Origin of the sequence: Burkholderia sp. BCC0405 (genome assembly GCF_902833075.1) — a bacterium.
GTDB lineage: Bacteria > Pseudomonadota > Gammaproteobacteria > Burkholderiales > Burkholderiaceae > Burkholderia.
Genome location: NZ_CADFEO010000011.1, coordinates 69,456 through 88,784 on the forward strand (window position 1 = coordinate 69,456; position 19,329 = coordinate 88,784).

General features: G+C 66.8%; 22 protein-coding genes and 4 pseudogenes. 9 read left to right on the plus strand and 17 right to left on the minus strand.

The features are described 5' to 3' along the window. Positions 1 to 32: 32 nt before the first annotated feature. Positions 33 to 236 (minus strand): annotated as a pseudogene (locus tag HWX36_RS19570) (phenylacetic acid degradation protein PaaY); the annotation flags it as partial. Positions 237 to 425: 189 nt separating this feature from the next. Here HWX36_RS19570 and HWX36_RS19575 point away from each other — a divergent pair. Next, the gene (locus HWX36_RS19575) at positions 426 to 1,223 is read left to right on the plus strand and encodes an alpha/beta hydrolase (RefSeq protein ID WP_175953809.1); all 798 of its coding nucleotides are present in this window, start codon (positions 426 to 428) and stop codon (positions 1,221 to 1,223) included. Positions 1,224 to 1,397: 174 nt separating this feature from the next. Here the strand turns inward: HWX36_RS19575 and infA are convergent, their stop codons facing one another. From infA to HWX36_RS19595, 4 genes and pseudogenes are all read right to left on the minus strand, one after another. Further along, on the minus strand, positions 1,398 to 1,661 hold the full coding sequence (infA, locus tag HWX36_RS19580; protein WP_006751842.1) for a translation initiation factor IF-1: 264 nt from the start codon (positions 1,659 to 1,661) through the stop codon (positions 1,398 to 1,400). 469 nt (positions 1,662 to 2,130) lie between these two features. Further along, positions 2,131 to 2,334, minus strand: coding sequence for a cold-shock protein (locus tag HWX36_RS37805; RefSeq protein ID WP_006483056.1), 204 nt, complete (start codon positions 2,332 to 2,334; stop codon positions 2,131 to 2,133). Positions 2,335 to 2,624: 290 nt separating this feature from the next. Further along, the gene (locus HWX36_RS19590) at positions 2,625 to 3,704 is read right to left on the minus strand and encodes a Rieske 2Fe-2S domain-containing protein (RefSeq protein WP_175953811.1); all 1,080 of its coding nucleotides are present in this window, start codon (positions 3,702 to 3,704) and stop codon (positions 2,625 to 2,627) included. Positions 3,705 to 3,771: 67 nt separating this feature from the next. Continuing rightward, a pseudogene (locus HWX36_RS19595) lies at positions 3,772 to 4,273 on the minus strand (MMPL family transporter); the annotation flags it as partial. Between the two features lie 519 nt (positions 4,274 to 4,792). Between HWX36_RS19595 and HWX36_RS19600 the strand changes: the two are divergent. Next, positions 4,793 to 6,016: a trypsin-like serine protease gene (locus HWX36_RS19600; protein WP_175953813.1), complete on the plus strand. Its 1,224-nt coding sequence runs from the start codon at positions 4,793 to 4,795 to the stop codon at positions 6,014 to 6,016. A 133-nt stretch (positions 6,017 to 6,149) separates the two neighbouring features. Here HWX36_RS19600 and HWX36_RS19605 read toward each other — a convergent pair whose 3' ends face one another. Next, entirely contained in the window at positions 6,150 to 6,581 is a 432-nt protein-coding gene (locus HWX36_RS19605) for a type II toxin-antitoxin system VapC family toxin (RefSeq protein WP_175954120.1), read from the minus strand. Positions 6,582 to 6,779: 198 nt separating this feature from the next. Between HWX36_RS19605 and HWX36_RS19610 the strand changes: the two genes are divergently transcribed. The 3 genes from HWX36_RS19610 to HWX36_RS19620 are packed head-to-tail and all read left to right on the plus strand — an operon-like array spanning position 6,780 to position 7,725. Further along, a complete protein-coding gene (locus HWX36_RS19610) occupies positions 6,780 to 7,076 on the plus strand; it encodes a type II toxin-antitoxin system RelE/ParE family toxin (RefSeq protein ID WP_175953815.1) in 297 nt (98 codons plus the stop codon). Positions 7,077 to 7,079: 3 nt separating this feature from the next. Further along, positions 7,080 to 7,364 carry an addiction module antidote protein gene (locus tag HWX36_RS19615; RefSeq protein WP_175953817.1) on the plus strand — a complete coding sequence of 95 codons (285 nt, stop codon included), beginning with the start codon at positions 7,080 to 7,082 and terminating at the stop codon, positions 7,362 to 7,364. A 13-nt stretch (positions 7,365 to 7,377) separates the two neighbouring features. Beyond that, entirely contained in the window at positions 7,378 to 7,725 is a 348-nt protein-coding gene (locus tag HWX36_RS19620) for a hypothetical protein (RefSeq protein ID WP_175953819.1), read from the plus strand. A gap of 138 nt (positions 7,726 to 7,863) precedes the next feature. Here HWX36_RS19620 and HWX36_RS19625 read toward each other — a convergent pair whose 3' ends face one another. Beyond that, entirely contained in the window at positions 7,864 to 8,100 is a 237-nt protein-coding gene (locus HWX36_RS19625; RefSeq protein WP_014899176.1) for a DNA-binding protein, read from the minus strand. Positions 8,101 to 8,520: 420 nt separating this feature from the next. After that, a pseudogene (locus HWX36_RS19630) lies at positions 8,521 to 8,766 on the minus strand (fatty acid--CoA ligase); the annotation flags it as partial. 55 nt (positions 8,767 to 8,821) lie between these two features. Here HWX36_RS19630 and HWX36_RS37810 point away from each other — a divergent pair. Next, positions 8,822 to 8,986, plus strand: a complete 165-nt coding sequence (locus HWX36_RS37810; protein WP_347879224.1) for a hypothetical protein — start codon at positions 8,822 to 8,824, stop codon at positions 8,984 to 8,986. Positions 8,987 to 9,037: 51 nt separating this feature from the next. On the opposite strand, the gene HWX36_RS19640 is transcribed toward HWX36_RS37810, so the two are convergent. Further along, positions 9,038 to 9,898 carry a LysR substrate-binding domain-containing protein gene (locus HWX36_RS19640; protein ID WP_175953821.1) on the minus strand — a complete coding sequence of 287 codons (861 nt, stop codon included), beginning with the start codon at positions 9,896 to 9,898 and terminating at the stop codon, positions 9,038 to 9,040. Positions 9,899 to 10,056: 158 nt separating this feature from the next. Here HWX36_RS19640 and HWX36_RS19645 point away from each other — a divergent pair, with 158 nt between their 5' ends. Further along, positions 10,057 to 11,487, plus strand: a complete 1,431-nt coding sequence (locus tag HWX36_RS19645; protein ID WP_175953823.1) for a DHA2 family efflux MFS transporter permease subunit — start codon at positions 10,057 to 10,059, stop codon at positions 11,485 to 11,487. Here HWX36_RS19645 and HWX36_RS19650 read toward each other — a convergent pair. Further along, the gene (locus HWX36_RS19650; protein ID WP_175953825.1) at positions 11,453 to 11,833 is read right to left on the minus strand and encodes a DUF4377 domain-containing protein; all 381 of its coding nucleotides are present in this window, start codon (positions 11,831 to 11,833) and stop codon (positions 11,453 to 11,455) included. The two genes, HWX36_RS19645 and HWX36_RS19650, sit on opposite strands and share 35 nt — an antisense overlap. Before the next feature lie 173 nt (positions 11,834 to 12,006). Here HWX36_RS19650 and HWX36_RS19655 point away from each other — a divergent pair. Further along, a pseudogene (locus HWX36_RS19655) lies at positions 12,007 to 12,406 on the plus strand (helix-turn-helix transcriptional regulator); the annotation flags it as partial. Positions 12,407 to 12,499: 93 nt separating this feature from the next. Continuing rightward, positions 12,500 to 13,693: a tyrosine-type recombinase/integrase gene (locus HWX36_RS19660; RefSeq protein ID WP_175953827.1), complete on the plus strand. Its 1,194-nt coding sequence runs from the start codon at positions 12,500 to 12,502 to the stop codon at positions 13,691 to 13,693. Positions 13,694 to 13,745: 52 nt separating this feature from the next. Here HWX36_RS19660 and HWX36_RS19665 read toward each other — a convergent pair whose 3' ends face one another. The 7 genes from HWX36_RS19665 to HWX36_RS19695 all read right to left on the minus strand — a co-directional run bounded on the left by HWX36_RS19665 (position 13,746) and on the right by HWX36_RS19695 (position 19,244). Next, entirely contained in the window at positions 13,746 to 14,144 is a 399-nt protein-coding gene (locus HWX36_RS19665) for a lysozyme inhibitor LprI family protein (RefSeq protein WP_175953829.1), read from the minus strand. A gap of 163 nt (positions 14,145 to 14,307) precedes the next feature. After that, positions 14,308 to 14,526, minus strand: coding sequence for a YXWGXW repeat-containing protein (locus HWX36_RS19670; protein WP_175954122.1), 219 nt, complete (start codon positions 14,524 to 14,526; stop codon positions 14,308 to 14,310). 62 nt (positions 14,527 to 14,588) lie between these two features. Beyond that, positions 14,589 to 15,752 (minus strand): DUF1501 domain-containing protein, encoded by a 1,164-nt coding sequence (locus HWX36_RS19675; RefSeq protein WP_175953831.1) that lies wholly within the window; start codon positions 15,750 to 15,752, stop codon positions 14,589 to 14,591. Beyond that, positions 15,749 to 17,143 (minus strand): DUF1800 domain-containing protein, encoded by a 1,395-nt coding sequence (locus HWX36_RS19680; RefSeq protein WP_175953834.1) that lies wholly within the window; start codon positions 17,141 to 17,143, stop codon positions 15,749 to 15,751. Before HWX36_RS19680 ends, HWX36_RS19675 begins: the two co-directional genes overlap by 4 nt. A 423-nt stretch (positions 17,144 to 17,566) precedes the next feature. After that, positions 17,567 to 18,070, minus strand: a complete 504-nt coding sequence (locus tag HWX36_RS19685) for a periplasmic heavy metal sensor (RefSeq protein WP_175953836.1) — start codon at positions 18,068 to 18,070, stop codon at positions 17,567 to 17,569. Next, positions 18,067 to 18,483: a hypothetical protein gene (locus HWX36_RS19690; RefSeq protein WP_175953838.1), complete on the minus strand. Its 417-nt coding sequence runs from the start codon at positions 18,481 to 18,483 to the stop codon at positions 18,067 to 18,069. The genes HWX36_RS19685 and HWX36_RS19690 overlap by 4 nt, the downstream gene beginning before the upstream one ends. Further along, positions 18,480 to 19,244, minus strand: coding sequence for an RNA polymerase sigma factor (locus HWX36_RS19695; protein ID WP_175953840.1), 765 nt, complete (start codon positions 19,242 to 19,244; stop codon positions 18,480 to 18,482). The genes HWX36_RS19690 and HWX36_RS19695 overlap by 4 nt, the downstream gene beginning before the upstream one ends. Positions 19,245 to 19,329 lie beyond the last annotated feature (85 nt).

Below are 19,329 nucleotides of genomic sequence, written 5' to 3' on the forward strand. Positions count from 1 at the left end.
GTCGCATCCTGGGTCGCCCGGATGCCCGCCACTCACCCGTCGATCCGCCTGATCGTCCTCAGGCAGTCCGCCGCCAGTTGCTGATAGATCCGCGCGCCGTTCGCCTTCGCGTCGATCTCCGCATCGCTCAGCCGCCGCACGACGCGCCCCGGCATGCCCGCGAGCAACACGCCGCCTGGCACCTCGTAACCGTCCTTCACGAACGCGCACGCGGCGACGATCGTCGTGGCGCCGATCGCGGCGCTACGGTCGGACGACAACCACCGGGTCAATGCGCAGCGCATCGACGTTTCGGGCAGGATGGAGCGCCGAACGTTGACTTTCGCCGTTCGGCTCGATACGATCAAGCCACTTTCAAGACGCCCTCCCGGTCCGCCGGGAGGGCGTTTCGTTTTGGTTCCTCCAACCAAAAGGAAACGCTTGAAATGAACCGTATCGACACCCTCGCCTCCAGCCCCGCCAGCGGCCTCGGCTACCTGCGGCACGGCACCGGCCCCGAATGCGTGATGGTCCTGCACGACTGGCTCGGCGACCATACGAACTACACGGCGCTGCTGCCGTATCTCGACGAAGCGGCGTTCACGTACGTGTTCGTCGACCTGCGCGGCTACGGCGAATCCATCCATCTGACCGGCGCCTGCACCGTCGACGAAATCTCGGCCGACTGTCTGGCGCTCGCGGATCGTCTCGGCTGGCAGCGCTTTCACGTGATCGGCCATTCGATGACCGGCATGGCGACACAACGGCTCGCCGCCGACGCGCCGTCGCGCATCAAGCGCGCGATCGCCGTGTGCCCGGTGTCGGCGGCCGGCAATCGCCTGAACGACGACGCACGCGCATTCTTCGCGAGCACCGCCGAAAACGACGACGCGTTTCGCCGGCTCGTGCGATTCGTGACGGGAGGATTGTCGGCGCGCTGGGCCGACGTGAAACTGCGGCAGAACCGCGAGCGCGTGGCGCCGGATTGCCGGCTCGCGTATCTCGACATGCTGACGGGAACGGATTCCGTCGACGACATCCGCGGGCTCGCCACACGCTTCCTGGTGATCGTCGGCGACAAGGATCCGGGGCTCGACGCAGCGGCGATGCACGCGACGTTCCTGGCCAGGCACCCGAACGCGCGACTCGTGACGATCCCGAACTGCGGGCATTACCCGATGCAGGAATGTCCGCCGTACTTCGCGATGATCGTCGAGGATTTCCTGCGGGACGCGGCCGCTTGAGCGTTGCGCACGTGCGTCGGCCGGTAAAGGCGGTGTGGCCGCCCCGGCATGACGATGCCGGCGGTGGCCGGTGAACGGCACGCGATGTGCGTCCACCCGGTTCGTCAAGCCTTGTCGGCCGGACGGGAGTCGATCGGCGAGGCGGTGCTGCGGGCCCGCGCCGATCGTTGCCGCTTAACGGCGCGGCTGGCCGCTGCGCGGCGGACGCGTCGAATTCGCGTCCTTGTGACGGAAGTTGATGCGGCCCTTGGTCAGGTCGTACATCGACAGTTCCAGCGTCACGCGGTCACCCGCGAGAATGCGGATGTGGTTCTTGCGCATGCGGCCCGACGCATACGCGCCGACCACGACGCCGTTTTCCAGCGTGACACGGTATTTGCTGTCCGGCAGCACTTCGTCGACGATTCCGTCCAGTTCCAGCAGTTCTTCTTTTGCCAAACCAATTCCTCCAGACAAGGTAATTGACCGCAGCCGCGGCGATCTGTCCGGCGCCGTACCCGCAAAGGGATGGCGGCCGGCAGGCTGCCGGGGATCGGTTCGTTCAGACCGGCCCAGGGCCTGTCTTGCGATCGGAGCCCGGCGCGTTGCGGCGTTCGGGCGGTCAGTGGCGGCGGCGCAATGAGCGCCGCGCAAGTCGGGACCGCGCCGGCTACTACGGCATGGCGGCGGTCTGCTCGGGTTGATGCTTGAAGCGGTGATGCGCTCGCGAAACGGCAGGCGCTTCGCGAAGGCGTTGCGTCGCACGCGGACACGCATGCGATGAGGGAGGCGTCACGACCGATGCATCGTGGATGCCGCGATGCATCGGTCGTGCGCATCGGAAACGCGCCGGCTGCCGCCGAAGCGGCGCCCTGCGCGCCAATCCGTTCGGCGGCGGCCACCGCGTGGCGGCCGCTGCCGATGCGGCTTACTGCGGCGTGATGTTCGACGCTTGCAGACCCTTCGGGCCGCGCTTCACTTCGAAGCTGACCTTCTGGCCTTCGGCCAGGGTCTTGAAGCCCGTGCCGCGAATTTCAGAGAAATGGGCGAACAGATCGTCGCCGCCGTTGTCCGGGGAAATGAAACCAAAGCCCTTGGTTTCGTTGAACCACTTGACGGTACCGGTATCCACAAATACTTCCTTAATACAAATGACGAATAATTGAACATGCGCCCGCAACGGGCACAGAAAGAATCGAAAGAGGGAGAGACCAACGACCGCCGCACGGAGTGCGGCCAATGATGAGCAATCGAACTTCTTGGACACTTCGGTCATGGACACTACGCGGTAGCGGCCGTTTCGTCAAGACATTTTGACGCGACGCACAAGCGCGCCCGCCCCGTGCGCCTTGCGCGGCGTGCATTGCCGGCCAACAGCACGCATTTCCATACGCGCCCCTTTTTCGGCCGGCGCGCCGGTTTTCACTGCGGCTCGAACACGTGATGCAGCGCCGGCGGCTCGGCGCCTTCGCGAATCCGCATCTCGAACGCCTTGCGCGCGACGCTCGTCGGCCGCACGTCCGTCACGTCCAGATAGAACTGCGAATACCAGTCGCGCATCTGGTACGGCGGCCCGTCGCCTTCGCACAGCAGCGGGTTGTCGATCCGCGTCTTGCTGTGCCAGATGTCGACGTCCTCGTAGAACGCGCGCTGCGCCTCCTTCACGTACGCGTTCGCGATCTCCATGTTCTGCGCGTCGGTCAGCCCGGCCACCTTCTTCACGATCACGCCGTAACGCAGCTCGAAGCTGTTCATGTCGATCGGCACATGGCAGTTCAGCGGCACCGAGTGGATCGGCTGCCCGCCGCTCTGCCCCGTCATCTGCGTGATGTGCACGGCCGGCCCGAAATACGTCGACAGCGCGGTCGGGGCGTCGCCGCCGAGTTTTTCGCTGCGCCCGACCATCAGTTGCGTCGCCTTGTGATCCTCGAACAGGTTCGCGAAGTAGTCGATCGGCGCGCGGTGCACGGTCGCGAAGTGCGCGACGTCCGAGATGTTGTCGACCCGCTCGCGGCAATTGGCCTGGATCACCATCTTGTCGACGACCCAGTCCGACCATTCGTCGGAGAAACACACGTCGAGACGCGGAATCGCAACGTCCTCCGGCGGCGCGTTGCCTTCCGGGTCGTTCCACACGAACAGCAGGTTGTTTTCCTCGCAGGTCGGCCACGCGCCGATGCGCGCCTTCGGCGGGATCCGCTTGCAGTACGGGATCGACGCGCACTGCCCTTCGCCGTTCCAGGCCCAGCCGTGGAACGGGCACACGAGATTGTCGCCGTCGACCGTGCCGAGGCTCAGGTTCGCGCCCATGTGCGAGCAGTACGCGTCGACGATGTTGACCTTGCCGGTCGAATCGGCGAACGCGGCGAGCTTGCGGCCGAAGACGTTCAGCGTATGCGGCTTGCCGTCCTTGTAGTCGCGGGCGAGCCCGAGGCAGTGCCAGCCGCGCGCGTAGCGCTGCACGAGCGGCTGGGCTTCGATCTTGTAGGGGCGTGCGGACATGGTGTGTCGTCTCCGGGTGGACGCGCGCGGCGGCCCGCCGCGCGCTCGGGGTCATGAGTGGCGGCGCTCAGCGCACCGGATTGCCGGATTCGAATGCGTGCGCCGGCTTCGGCGGCGGCGCGGCCGCCGGCGCCTGCCGGGGCTGCGCCGCCGGCACGCGGCGCTCGGCGCGCTCCACGCCAAGCCATGCGGCCAGCGCCGGCAGCAGGAACACCGCGCCGAACAGGTTCACGAGGAACATGAACGCGAGCAGCACGCCCATGTCGACCTGGAACTTCAGCGCGGAGAACGCCCACGTGCCGACGCCGATGAACATGGTGACGGCCGTGAACAACGCCGCCGTGCCGCGCTGGCGCATCGCGTCGGCGAATGCGTCGGGCAGCGTCGCGCCGTGGCGGAGGTCGTGCTGCAGGCGTTCGTATAGATAGATCCCGTAGTCGACGCCGACCCCGACGCCAAGCGTGATCACCGGCAGCGTCGCAACCTTCAGCCCGATGCCGAGCCGCGCCATCCCCGCGTTGCACTGGATCGACACCAGCGTGAGCTGGCACGACGATGCACAGCACAGCGCCGGCTTCGCGCCACCATTCCGGTGAGTTCCCGTGCGATTTTCGAACCGATTCCCGCGATTGAATCGAGCGGTGTGTATTTGAAACGATGCAAATTTTAATTCGATTAATTATCCACCACTTATTCAAAAAACATTCCACCCCGCCGACAACCGCCCCATTAAATCAATCTAATATCACTTAAATTACAAAAAATAATAACGCAAATTAAATAATATTATGCTTTACGGAATATTAATACGGAGTAGATTTGATGTGTCAGCCATTTCGTCCAGACAAAACCAGAATTACAAAGATTGCATTTTTGCCGATTTACAACGAATTCTCAGAATACGACCCCAAGCAATTAAATTGGCGAACGAACTGCATTCCGACCGGCGAAAATCATTAAACGATCAATAAAAACAAGACCCCATCCACTCCACCCGTTCGATTGTTCGGCAACAACAAAGAGCGTTCATTGGAAGCATTTCCACGCAACGTCCTCACAATGCATTTAATTCGCCCGGCATAATTTTCATGCAATCTGAGGGGCGTCTCAATGTTCGACAGATATTTCGAATCTCAGAGAACGACTCGCAAGTTCGAAAGGAGATTCAAATGAGCAAATTGATCGATAAAATCGCTGTTGTTGCGTTCGGTTCGTTGATCGCAACCAGCGCGCTGGCCCAGCAGGTCAGAACGCAGGGAAGCGTGACGCAGATCACATTACCCGAGCGCGGTCTGCAAATTGCCGCACTCGATTTCAAGCATGCTCTGCCGATGCCGATGCCAAGGCCGCTCGTTGCGCCGCCTACCATGCTGGATTCACTGATGTACAACGCCAGGCCAGTGCTGGGCGTGCCGGGCCATGCGCCAGGCGGCGCTGGAGACGGCATGCAAAGGCCGGTGCAGCTGGTCGCGCCGGTCGATTTGAGTCCGTCCGGGGTCCAACCGCAGGAATACGGATCGTCGAATCAGCCGTATACCACTAGCCAGGTGAATGCATACGGCGACAATACGCAGTATTACTATCCGTTCCGTCCAACCGGCAAGCTGTTCTTCAACATCGGCACCGCGACCTATCTGTGCTCTGCCTCCCTGATCGAACCGGGCGTGGTCGTCACGGCCGCGCACTGCGTCGCGAATTTCGGTCAGCGGCAGTTCTATTCGAACTGGGTATTCGTTCCGGACTACAGTAACGGAACCGCGCCCTATGGTACGTGGAACGGGGCATCCGCCACCGTCATGACGTCCTATTACGACGGCACCGATCCATGCGCTGAGGCCGGCGTGATCTGCCAGGACGACGTGGCCGTGATCGTGCTGTCGCCGCAAGCCGGATCGTATGCGGGCAATCGCACCGGATGGTATGGCTATGGATGGAACGGCTATAGCTACACACCGTCAGGACTCGTGCTGATCGACCAGCTCGGCTACCCGGTGGCCTTGGATAACGGCGCCTACATGGAGCGAGACGAATCGCAAGGTTTCGTGTCCGCCAGCAACTCGAACAACACGATCATCGCATCGCTGATGACCGGGGGGTCGAGCGGCGGCCCGTGGCTCGTCAATCTTGGCATGCCGCCGACACTCACCGGCACGACCTTCGGCAATGCAGCCTCGCACAATGTTGTGGTCGGCGTGACGGGCTGGGGTTATACGGACCCCGGGGTGAAGCAGCAAGGCGCGTCGCCGTTCACGAGCAGCAACATCGTGACGCTCGTGAATACCGTATGCGGCAGCACGCCGGCAGCGTGTTGAGGGCAGCCTGACGTTACGCGTCGCGCGTGGCATTGCGCTCGTCGTGCCGATTCGGCACCGACGGCAGACGCTGCACGCGACGCACCCTCTGCGCTGCCCGGGGCCAACCTGCGCTCCGATCGAACGCGCGACGCTAGTCGAACGGATTCACCAGCCGGACGCCCGTCTTCGCGAAATCGCCGACGTTGCGGGTGACGACCGTCAGGTCGTTGATCAGCGCCGTTGCGGCAATCAGCTTGTCCAGCGCGTGCTCCGGATGCGGAACACGCAGGTGGCCCCACAACTGGCCGACATCGATGTCGATCGGCAGGATGTTGGGCGCATAGTCGGACATGAGCGCGGCCAGCCAGGCATCGAGTGTCGACGCCTGCTGCATATCGCCGCGGCGGCGGATCATCTCGACACCGCGGCGTAGTTCGGAAACCGTCACGACGGACAGGTAAAGGCTGCTGCCGTCGTTTCCGGCTTCACGGAAGAACGCGCGCACCCCGCCGTTCGCGCGCTTTCCCTTTCTGATTTCGCTGATGACGTTCGTATCAATCAAGTAGCCCGATCCGCTCGGCATATTCCCTTTTTTCAATCTGTCGAGAATGAAATTCTGGCAAAAATCACCCGGCCGAAGTCTGTGCCTTGCGGCCAGCAAAATCAAGGGGTTACCAAAGGATTCTGAACGGTCCGCTCCATGCTTCCGGCGCGTGCACAGGCGGTCGGAGAACCAACCATCCGATTTGCCGTCGTGTACCCAATTGGGTACAATTCCGGCATGCTCACTTTGCAACGATCCGACGAATTCGACGACTGGCTTGCCAACCTGCGCGATCAGCGCGGCAAGGCCCGAATCGCCGCCCGCCTGATCAGCGCGCAGCTCGGCAACTTCGGTGAGTACCGCGTGCTCGACGAAGGGGTCTGCGAACTGAAGATTGATTTCGGGCCGGGCTACCGCGTGTACTACGTCCGTCGCGGCGAAGTGGTCTATCTCCTTCTGTGCGGCGGCGACAAGTCGACGCAGAAGAAGGACATCAAGCGCGCGGTGCAGATGGCGCGCGAACTGAAGGAGTAACCAATGACCAACTACACCGAGTTCGATGCCGCCGACTACCTCGACAACGACGAGGCTGTCGCGGAATTCCTCGCCGTTGCGGCAGAAGACCCAAATCCTGACGTGTTTCTCGCGGCCGTCGCAGCGGTCGCACGGGCGCGCGGCATGACGAAGGTTGCGGCGGCCGCCGGCGTCGGCCGCGTCGCGCTTCACAAGGCGCTGACGCCCGGCGCGCACCCGCGCTACGAAACCATGCAGAAAATCATCCGGTCGCTCGGCCTGCGCATAAGCTTCACGGTTGCACACTGAAACAGGGGAAATAATGGGAGACTTTGACGTAGCTCCTTGGGACGAAGTACAGCGGCCCTCACAGCACCTCTACGAAATCGCAGTTAAAAATGACGTGCCCGGCAAGAAAGCAGTTGCAGTACGCCGTGCCGCGAATCAATACATCGAGAAATACTACGAACGGCCGGAAATTACGAACGGCCGGAACAAATTCGGCGGCATGCAGTCGGGCGCATCTGAGAGTTCATCAAGGCTCACGAGCGTAATCCCGACCAGCCGATACCGCCGATTGAACCCGCTCAACCGACCATTGCCCCGTTCGATGATTGGATCAACGTCGCAGTGCTCCTTCCTATTTTTCCGGATGGCGCTCCCGAAGTGATCCTACGGAACGCTGCCAGCGCGCGAGGAAATGATCCGCGGGATTGTGGGCGTCGCAACCATCACCGGCTGAAGGTGGGTTCTTAACGAATTCTGAACACACCCTTATGCGACAAGGGTTTCCGGACGATCGAATGTTTCAATCAAATACACGCCTGACCTCGCCGGAATCCTGAACACGTTGGAAATCCGCGTCTTCGCCAACATCGGGCATGCTCATCAGCACTTGCGCAAACGTCCTTCGCTTCGGCCGGCCGAGTGCATCGGCCAGAATGGCGCGATGTTCGGCCTCGGCACTCCTGCCATTTGCCGCAGCCTGCTCGCGCAGGCTCTGAACGATACTGTCATCCACGTTACGCACCAGAAGATTTGCCATCGGTCCCTCCATCCAGGTTGCTATCAATGATAGCGCCATGACGGTGAATTGCAAGCATTGCTATCACCCTCATGAATGGATGGAAGACAGTGGTTGGCATCGGCCAACGGCAGCAGCCAGCATGAATCCCCCAGCTTCCGCCGCTCTCCCGACACGTCGAACTGCTGTCCTTAAAGTAAGGCGGATCGGAACGACGGAAAAGATGGCCGAACGGCTATTCGCCGACGGGCGGCACGCGTGGACCCGCGCAGGGTGGCGTCATTCACCGCCTCCGGGTCGATCGCGCAACGCAGCCCCTATCCGTCGAGGCATTCGGGATCGCAGGCGACCGTTGCCGATCCCGCCGCTGCCGCCGAACACCCGCACCGCCCCCCGCGCAAACCCGTTGCCGTTCATCCCGTTCGTGTGCCGAGGCGCCGCTCAGGCCGCCGCCTCGGTCCCCGCCCGCAGGCGGTACTTCAGCACCTTGCCGGCCGCGCTCGTCGGCAGTTGCCCGACGAACGTGAAACGCCGCGGCACCTTGTAGTTCGCCATGTTGCGGCGTGCCCAGTCGTTCAGTTCGTCGGCGTCCGCATGCGCGCCCGGCCGCAGCACGACATACGCGTGGCCGACTTCACCGAGCCGCGTATCGGGTACGCCGACCAGCGCAACCTGCGCGATCGCCGGGTCAGCCGGCCATGCTCAGACTCGATCGCCGGTCGTCGAGCGCGCGGCGCTCGCGCTGCGCGTCGACGAGGACGACGACCTGTATGCGGCGATGGCGCGGGTCGTGAAGGCCGGTGCGTCGGTGCGCGCGCCCGTGCAGGCCGGGCCGCACGAATACCGTGCGGTGCTGGAGGACAAGAACGGCGCGCTGCTCGTGATTTCGCAGAAACGCGCCGCATGACGGCACGCGGCGCGGGCGCCGGATGCGAGCGCCGCGCGCGTGGCAGAGCCGTTACGCATCCGCGCCCGGCGTGCTCAGGTCGCTCGCTTCGAGCAACTCGAGCAGCGTGCGCGCCGGCTGGCTGAGCCGCTTCGCGGCCAGCGCGATGAATTCGATGTCGGGCAGCACGGGCAGCGCGTCGCCGTTGACCAGCGGCGCGAGCCCACGCGTCGACAAATAATGCGACGTCGCGGTCAGGCCGAGCCCCGCGCGGGCGGCCGCGATGCAGCCCGGCTGGCTGCTGCTCGAACACACGACTTCCCAGCCGATTCCCTTCTCCGCCAGCGCGTTCAGGACGATCGCGCGCGTCACGCTCGGCTCGGCGACCAGCACGAGCGGCAGCGGCCGCTCCGGATCGACGACGGTGCCGGGCCGCGCGACCCATTCGAGCCGCGTGCGCAGCAGCGGCGTGCCGCGCCGCTCGCCGAGCCGCCGCTTGCCGATCATCAGGTCGAGCGCGCCCGCGTCCAGCCCTTCATAGAGCCGGCTCGTCATGCCGGTGGTGATCTCCAGCGCGACGTCCGGGTGCGCGGCGCGAAACCCGGCGAGCACATCCGGCAACGCGACGAGCGCGAGGTCGTCCGGCGCGCCGAGCCGCACCCGCCCCTGCAGCCTCGGCTTGCGGAACTGCGATTCCGCGCGGTTCAGCGCCTGCAGGATCACGTTCGCATGCACGAGCAGCGCCTCGCCGTCGGCCGTCATCGCGATCGAATGCGTGTCGCGCACGAACAGCCGTCGGCCGACGCTCTCTTCGAGACGACGGATGTGTTCGCTGACGCTCGACTGGTTGAGCCCGAGCTGCCGGCCCGCTTCGGTGAAGCTGCGGCAATTCGTGACAGTCGCGAACGTGTTGAGCCAGACGGGATTGAGCATGGCGCATTGTCATTGGCATTACCGATGACAGTCAACGCCTCCAGGCGGCTTCCCGATGACCATCGGAATCGGTACCATCGTGCGCTTGAAGACCGGCAGGCGCCGCGCAACCGCGTAAAGGCGCCACCCGCACCGGCCTTTGCGCCACCGATTTCGCCATGTCCCGGGAACCCACACACTCCGCGCTGCTCTGGATCGTCGCCGCTGCGTTCTTCATGCAGTCGCTCGACACGACGATCGTCAACACCGCCCTGCCTTCGATCGCACAAAGCCTGCACGCGTCGCCGCTCGCGATGCAGCCCGTCGTGGTCGTCTATACGCTGACGATGGCGATGCTCACGCCGGCGTCCGGCTGGCTGGCCGACCGGTTCGGCACGCGCCGGGTGTTCTCGCTCGCGATTCTCGTGTTCGTGCTGGCATCGATCGGCTGCGCGGCGTCGCATACGCTCGGCCAGCTCGTCGCCGCGCGCGCGCTGCAGGGCATCGGCGGGTCGATGCTGCTGCCGATCGGGCGACTCGCCGTGCTGCGCCGCGTGCCGGGCGAACAGTACGTCGCGGCGATCGCATTCGTGTCGATCGCCGGCCAGCTCGGGCCGATCGTCGGGCCGACGCTCGGCGGCTGGCTGACGCAGGCGATTTCGTGGCACTGGGTGTTCATCGTCAACGTGCCGGTCGGCGTGGTCGGCTTCCTCGCCGTGCAGCGCTACCTGCCGCACGACCAGGCGCAACAGCCGCCGCCGTTCGACTTCGTCGGCTGTGCGCTGCTGTCGGCCGCGATGATCGCGCTGTCGCTCGCGATCGACCCGCCGATGCCCGCGCATCGCGCCGCGTGGGCGGCCGGGCTCGCCGTGCTCGGCCTGGCAAGCGCGCTCGCCTACCTGCCGCACGCACGGCGGCGCGCGCAGCCGCTGTTCCGGCTCGGGCTGTTCCGCGAGCCGAACTTCGGTTCGGGGCTGCTCGGGAATCTGCTGTGCCGGATCGGCACGAGCTCGGTGCCGTTCATGCTGCCGCTGCTGATGCAGGTGCAGCTCGGCTATACGCCGCTGCAGTCGGGGCTGATGATGCTGCCGGCCGCGATCGCGGGCGTCATCGCGAAACGCTGGATCGCGCCGCTCGTGAAGCGTTTCGGCTACGCAGCGTTCCTGGTCGTGAATACGGGGATCGTCGGGTGCGCGATCGCGGGGTTCGCGCTGGTGTCGGCGCGGCCCGCGCCGCTACTGGAAGGCGCGCTGCTGATCGTGTTCGGCGCGGCGAACTCGATGCAGTTCGCGGCGATGAACGGCGTGACGTTGAAGGGGCTGTCGCATGCCGACGCCGGCAGCGGCAACAGCCTGTTCACGATGATGCAGATGCTGGCGATGGGGCTCGGCGTATCGATCGGCGGCGGCCTCGTCAACCTGTTCGCCGCCTATCGGGGCTCGATGGCGCACGGGTTCATGCTGTCGTTCATGTGCATGGGCGTGGTGACGCTGCTGTCGTCCGTCGTGTTCCGGCGAATCGATGCGGCCGCACCGCCGGCCAGCGCCGCCGCGCCCGTCGGCGTGAGCGCGGCCGTCAGTTCGCCTGGCGGCGCTCGACGACGCGCTTGAGCACCCAGCGGATCGACGATCCGTCGGCCGGCGGCTGCGCGACGCGGTATTCGTCGATTTCGAGCGTGTACAGGTAGCCGGGCTGGTACGCGAAGCCTTCGATACCGGCATACCACCGGCTCCATGGCTCGTTCGGGCTGCTACGCACCTGCAGGCACTCCATCGGCGCGACGCCCGTGCAGCGCGCGGATTGCGGCGCAACTTGGACGGTCTTGGTCACCGGCTTGCTGTCGGCCGCGCGCACCGCGTTCGGCGCGGTTGCGACTGCGTCGGTCTGGCATCCGGCGAGGAGCGTGCTGCCGGCGATGACGGCCGCGCCGAGCAGCGTTCTGGACTGGCGAATCATCTGATGTTCCTCAGGAAGCGTTGAAGGGCCGATTAGAGGCTCCCCACGGCAAGAAAGTTCACAAATAGCTTACAGAAGGCAATCCGCCACGTTCATTCGTGGGATGTCGCACGCGAACCGATACGTTACGGTGACCCGGTTCAGCCGTGCGCATCGCCGCCGGCGGCTCGCCCGTGCCGCGCCCGTTCGGCAAGCCGCCGCTCGGCGTGCCGATCCGCGCGGTGCCGCTCAGCGAATGGTCGAACGACAATCCGCGCCCGCCTGCGTGCGCGATCGTCATCCGCGATGCCGAACGCAAGTCGCAGGCGTCGCACGGCATCGTGCGCAAGCGGTTCGACCTTACGCCGGCCGAAACCGCGCTGGCGCTCGCGCTCGTCGACAGGCAGACACTCGAGAAAGCGGCCGACGCGCTCGCGATCAGCAAGCACACCGCGCGCTCGCACCCGCGCGCGATTTTTTTCGAAGACGGGCGTCACGCGGCAGGCGACGCTCGTCAGGACGTTGCTGGACAGCGTGCCGCGCTGGGGTGAGGCGCGTTGCCGTCGTCACGACGGCGGATTCACCGTGGGGTGATCGTGTACCATCGACGCTTCCCGATATGCCTGATCGCACTGCGTTCGTCCGCCCGGCCCCGCGCGAACGATCCGCACAGCGCCCCCACTTCGCATGACCTCGCCCGTTCCGTCCGACACCGCGCTGCGCCCGCTGCCGATCGATGCGCTGACCGTGCCGGCCGCGCTCGACGGACGCACGGGCACCAACCGCTCGAACTGCGCGCATCCGCAGATTGCCGCGACCAACGACCTCGACGCGGTGCGCGCCTGGCTCGCCCGCTTCGTCGATACGCCGACCACGTTCCAGAACTACCGCAAGGAAGCGGAACGCCTGCTGCTGTGGGCCGTGATCGCGTGCGAGAAGCCGCTGTCGTCGCTCACGCACGAAGATCTGGTCGTCTACCGGCAGTTCCTGCTCGCCCCCGAGCCGGCCGAGCTGTGGTGCGCGAACGGCGGGCGCAAGCATCCGCGCGACGATCCGCGCTGGCGGCCGTTCTACGGGCCGCTGTCGGCGGCCAGCCAGCGGCAGGCGTTAGTGATCCTGAACGTGATGTTCTCGTGGCTCGTGCAGGCCGGCTATCTGGCCGGCAATCCGCTCGCGTTGTCGCGGCAGCGGCAGCGCCGGCCCGCGCCGCGCGTCACGCGCCATCTCGGGCAGCCGCTGTGGCAGTCGGTCAAGGACGCCATCGCCGCGATGCCGCGCGACGATGCGCGGGCGAGCTTCCATGCGGATCGCGCGCGCTGGCTGTTCACGCTGCTGTATCTCGGCGGGCTGCGCATCACCGAAGCGGCCAATACGACGATGGGCCAGTTCTTCTGCCGGCGCGATGCGGACGGGCGCGACCGCTGGTGGCTCGATGTCGCGGGCAAAGGCGGCCGGCATCGGCTCGTGCCGGCCACCGACGAAATGATGGCCGAGCTGGCGCGTTACCGGCGCGCGCATGGCCTGCCCGCCTTGCCGTCCGACGGCGAGCCCACGCCGCTCGTGCTGCCGGTCGGCCAGGCGCGCCAGCCGCTCACGCGCGCAGCGCTGCACCGGATCGTGAAGCAGGTGTTCCGGCACGCGGCCGACCGGCTGCGCGCGAACGGCGAAGCCGGCGAACAACAGGCGCACGTGCTCGAACAGGCGTCCGCACACTGGCTGCGCCACAGCGCGGGCTCGCATATGGCCGACGGCCGCGTCGACCTGCGGCTCGTGCGCGACAACCTCGGCCACGTGTCGCTCACGACGACGAGCCAGTACCTGCACGCGGACGACGACTGGCGGCATCGCGAGACGGAGGAGAAGCACCGGATCGGGTGGTAGGTGTGCACCGACCTGATGGGTCGCGGCTCGCGGGTCGCGCAACGCGCCGCGCTCAGTGATCGAGTTCGAGCCCGCCGAGGCCACCGTTGCCGCGGCATTTCGCGCGGTCGCTTTTCACCTGCCAGTCGATCTGCCCGCACATCGCGTCGATGCGCTTGCGGTAACTGTCGACCAGGCACTGCGTCGTCGTGCAGCGGTTACGCGCCTTCAGCCACGCCCTCTGCGTCGCCATGAACTGCTCGTACTCGGGCGGATCCTCGACCGGATAGTTGCTGAAATCGTAGAGCATGCGCTGGTAATCCGCGTTGAGCGCATCGTCGAGATGCGACAACGTCGGATTGGCGCAGATTTCGCGCTCCACGAACGTGGACGCCTTCGCGCAGTTGAACGACGCGGCGTGCGCGCCGGTCATGCCGGCCGCGACGGCCAGCGCAACGAGCCATGCTTTCATGTGGGTGCCGTAACGAAGAAGGCGGCGGCCGCGGATCGGCTCGCCCTGACGTGCGAACGGGCCTGCCCGTCGCCGCGACCCGCGAGCTTAGGTCAACGCGCGTCGCATTTCAATACGCGGCTCGCCTTCCCGGCACCTGCGCCACACGGCGCGTCACACTCGATCAGTACACGCCCACCCAATGCCCGGGCACCCATGCCCAGTGGTTGCCGGCCCACCGGTAATGCCCCTTCTCCCAGCGATAGCCCGGCGCAGGCATCGGAGGCGGCACCTCGGCGACGGGCGCCGGCTGTGGCGGCCGCACGGGTTCGACCACGCATGCGGACATCAGCGCCGCACTGGCCGTCACCAGCATGGCGAGCGAAACGGATCGGATCTTGATCATCCTGGATTCTCCCTTTTTGTTTAGCAGATGGTTGAGTGCCGAAGCGGCAACACCGCGCGTCACGCGGATCCCCGAATCAGCCCGCTCATCGGCCGCGTCGCACCGCTTTCCGCGAACAGCGCAGACGCGGTGCGGCGCGGATCGAGCCGCAGGCTTTCGGCGGCGGCGCCCGAGATCAGCGCGTCGAGCGACGCGGTCGGTTTCAGGTCGCGCCCTTCGTACAGGTCGCCCGGCCGCAACCCCGGCCAGTCGGCGATCACGCGGCCGCCGGCCACCGCGCCGCCCGCGAGCATCGCGACCGATGCCTGCCCGTGATCGGTGCCGCCCGTGCCGTTCGCGGCCGCCGTGCGGCCGAACTCCGTTGCGACCAGCACCGTGGTCTGCTGCCACGCGGGCCCGAGGCCGTCGCGCAGCGCGGCGAGCATCGTATCGAGCGCCTTCAACTGATTCGCGAGCCGCGCGTTCTGCGCGCTGTGCGTGTCCCAGCCCCCCGTCTCGATCATCGCGATGCGCGGGCCGTCGTCGCGTGCGAGAAACGTCGCGGCGAGCTTGCCGACCCCGGCCGGATCCTGCCGCGCATGCGCATCGCCGGCGAGGCCGCGCGCGTCCATCGCCGACTGCCACAACGGGCCGAGCTGCGCATCGGCCTCGTAGAGCGCCGACACGCGTGCGAGCAGGTCGTCCGGCGCGGCCGGCAAGCCGGACGGCGCGTACGACGCGGCCTGCACGGCGCCGCGCAACGCGAGCGGCACGGTCGGCGCGAAAGCGATCGCGTTTTCGCGCGTGGCCGGCAGCAGCGCGGCGAGCCGGTTCAGCCATCCGTCCTTGACCTGGTACGGCGCGCGGCCGCCCGTCTCGAGCACGTTCTGGCCGTCGAAATGCGAACGGTCGCGATACGGCGATGCAATCGCATGAACGAACAACGCCTGCCCGTCGCGGTACAACTGCGCGGTCTGTACGAGCGACGGATGCAGCGCGAACGTGCCGTCGAGCCGCGTCGCGGACGACGTGTCGATCGCCAGCGGGCCGCGCAGCGACGCATACGCGGGCTCCGCATACGGGACGACGATGTTCAGGCCGTCGGCCGCGCCGCGCTGGATCACGAACACGAAGCGCCGATCGGTCTCGACGTTCGCGAACACGATCCGCGGTGCGACGAGGATCGCGCCTGCGCCGGCGGCGGCCACGCTCAGGAATTGTCGGCGGGACAGTGCCATGGTCATCTCCGTTGGAAATCGGGCGATACGAGCAGCAGTGCGAGCGACGTGGTCGCGCTTTCGGCGCGCGACAGCGCGGTCGCCGTCGGCGCGCTCAACGACCCGGCAAGCAGCGTGTTGCCGAGCGTGCGCGGGTCGAGCCGGTCGCCCGTGCGCGCGGCCAGCCGCTGCGCGAGTTCGACGCGGCGCACGAGCGCGTCGGGCGCGGCCCAGCTCGCGGCAACATCGTCGTAACCGGCCGGCGAGCCGGGCCGCCACACCGGCTGGCCGAGCTGCGTGAGCAGCGGCGCGGCCTTCAGGTCGCCCGTGTCGCGCCAGCCGAGCCCGCGCAGCGACGACACGGCCCACTCCCACGGCGTCTTGAACTTGCGGTTGACCGGCGCCCACGCCTCGGGCGCATCGACGAGCGCGCGATAGACGGTCGGCAGATCGCCGCCGCTCGCATCGAACGCGCGGGCGAGCCGATCGGTCAGCGCGGGTGGCGGATTGTCGGCGACGAAATGACGGGCAAGCTGGAACGCGATATGCCGGCCGGTCGCCTCCGAATGCGCGAGGTCGTGCAGGATCGCGCGCGCCTGCGCTTCGCCGGGCTGGTCGTAGCTGCGCCCCATCACGCTACGCACGCCGGGCTCGTGCAGCTTCGGGCGAAACACGAACGCGCCGGGCGCCGCATCGCCGGGCTGCGGGCCACGCCCGCCGGCGATGCTCCAGCCGGTCAGCGCGCGTGCGAATTCCGTCACGTCGGCTTGCGTGTAACCCGTGCGTACGCCGAGCGTGTGCAGTTCCATGATTTCGCGCGCGAGATTCTCGTTGAGCCCCCGTTTAGCCGACGGATTGCGTGCTTCGGCACGCAGCGCGGCCGGGCTGTCGGGGCCGACCGAGCGCGCCTGGTCGAGGAAAAGCTGCATCGCGGGATGCTGTTCGACGGCGACCAGCATGTCCTCGAAACGGCCGAGCACGTGCGGGCGGATCGCGTCGCGTTCGAACGCGCCCGCGTAGGCCGCCACCGGCCCCTTGTCGACCGACACCGCGAAATGGTTCGCCCAGAAATGCACGAGACGCTCGACGAACGGCGCGGGCGTATTCAGCGCGCTGTTCAGCCGCGCGGCGACGGCGCTGCGATACGTGTCGCGACCGTCGCGCCGGATCGACTGCTCGGTCGCGCGCTTCGTCGCCGGATCGTTGCCGGTCATCGCGTTGCGCGCGTTCGCGAAGCGCGTCGCGAGCGCCACCGCGTCCGGCTCGCCGGCCCACGCGGCCGGCCGCGCGTCGTAACGGTCGAACTGCGCGACGAGCGCCGCCTTCGGGTCGGCAGGCGGCGCTTCGTCGGCGCGCGCGCCGAGACCGAAGCGGTTCAGCGCGATGGCGGCCGGTGTGATGTCGTTCGGGTGGTCCATGAAAGGGCTCTCGCGATGCGTACCCGTGTTTAACGTTGGCCGGCGGGAAATCCGTCGCGCGGAACGCAAATATTTCGGGTTTGTCTCGCGGCTTTGAATGCGTGCGTGTTGCCGCTCGATTTTCAATCACGGATTCGACTGGCGGTTGCAGCGAATCGGGGGCGCTCGGCCGCCGCATTGCCGTATCGCTGCATCGCCGTTCCGTGCGTTGCCGGAGGCCGTAGAGAGCGGCGTGGTCGACGCGGTCTCCGCGTGGATGCTTGCACGTTGAACGTGCGCGCAGCGTCGCGCTATCGCAGTTGCCTCGCGACGCTTCGCTGAAGCGTGCCTGCAAGCGTTGTCGATCAACACGCCGCGTACGCGTTGCGCATTACTGAAAAGGCACGCCGCCGCACGTCGCCCGCGCGGCGTTTGCTGACCGACTTATCGACTCGCCGCGTCGCCCTGCTGCTTCTGCCACTTCGGCGGCAGCCGCCAGTTACCGCTACGCCGCAACCCGTCGACGAACTTCGCACGCTCGTCCGGCGTCAGCGTCGCCGCGAAATCGACGACGCTGCGCTCGACCTGCGCACGCAGCGCGGTATCGGCCGCACGCGTACGTTCGAGCGCGGCGTCGATCGCCGTGCGATCGAGTTGCGGCGCGGCGAGCAGATCCAGCACGGTGATCCGGTCGTCGCGCCCTTCCCGCGCGAAATCGCGGCCGTCCTTGCGCGCCGCCTTCAGGGCCGCAACGAACGCCTGCTGGCGCGCATCAGGCAATTCGTCCGCGGCGAAACGCAAGGCGGTGCGCGACGCAGGTGCGCCCGCGGCCCGCAGGTCGCGATGCGTCGAAAACCACTGATACGCACCGCCGCCGATCGCGCCGAGCATGAACACGTTCAGCACGACCGAACCGACGAGGACGAATTTCCAGCCACGCTCACTCATTCATCACTCCAGTCCACGCTCGGCCCACCGAACGTCGTTGTCAGATAGCCCGGCTCATGCGAAGGCGGCACACTGCCGAGCATCAGCATCGACACGGCCACCGCGCCCGCGAGCGCGCCGGCCAGGCCCACGCCCGCGAATGCCGCGCCCGACCACCACACGGCGCTGCGCCGCCGCGCGCGCCGCGGTGCGGGCGCCGTCGCGACGATGCGTTCGACGAACGCCGGCGCGGGCGGTGCGACCGTATCGTTGGCGAGCCACGCATCGAGTTCGGCCGCATCGTCCAGCGCCGCCAATGCGTCGCCCGGATGCGCGCGCGCCCATGCCTCGGCGGCCGCGCGCTCGCCGTCCGGCCAGCGCCGCGCATCCGAGCCGTACGCGGCGACGATGGTGCGAAATCGTTCGGGTGTCATCGGATGTCCTCGCTAGGTGAATCGCCCGCCAGTTGCGCGCGCAAGTTTCGCCGCGCACGCGCGAGCAGGCTTTCCAGCGCGTCAACGGTAATGCCCATCAGGTTGGCGGCCTCCACGTTCGACATTTCCTGATAGTACTGGAGCACGAGCGCTTCGCGCTGCCTCGCCGGCAACGCCGCGAGCGCCTGCCGCACACGCGCGTCGCGCGAGCGGATCTCCGCCCGCATGGCCGGCTCCGGCTGCGGATCAGGCACGTCGGGCAACACGTCGACCGGCTCTTCACGGCGGCCGCGCAAGCGGTCGTAGCACAGATTCAGCACGACGCGATGCAGCCACGTGTCGAACCGTGCCTCGCCTTCGCGCCAGCCCGGCGCCTGTTTCCAGATCCGCAAGAACGTCTCCTGTGCGACGTCCTCGGCTTCCGTGCGGTCACCGAGCATACGCGTCGCGAGTGCGAGCAGCCGCGGCAGCTTGCGCGCGACGAGCATGCGCACGGCCGACGCGTCGCGCGCGCCGACCCGTGCGACCAGGGCCGCGTCCGGATCGCCGTCGCTCAACGCGGGGCGCTCCAGCGCATCGCGCGTCTGTGCCGCGGCGCGATCGTCGGTGCGTCCGCCGGCAGACTGAAGCTCATCGTCGTGCTCTCCTTGCATGCGCCGCGCCATTACCCGGCCCCGCCATACTGGCGGTTCGGGCTCGCCGCACGCATCGCGCACGGCCTCGGCAAGGTCCGTTTCATCGGCATCCGTTTCAGGCTGCATGGCGATCGGGTCGATCGGGTGCCGGCCGCCCGGTCGCGCGAGCGGCGGCCGGCGTGCTCAATATACGACGACCGGCGCGGGCCGG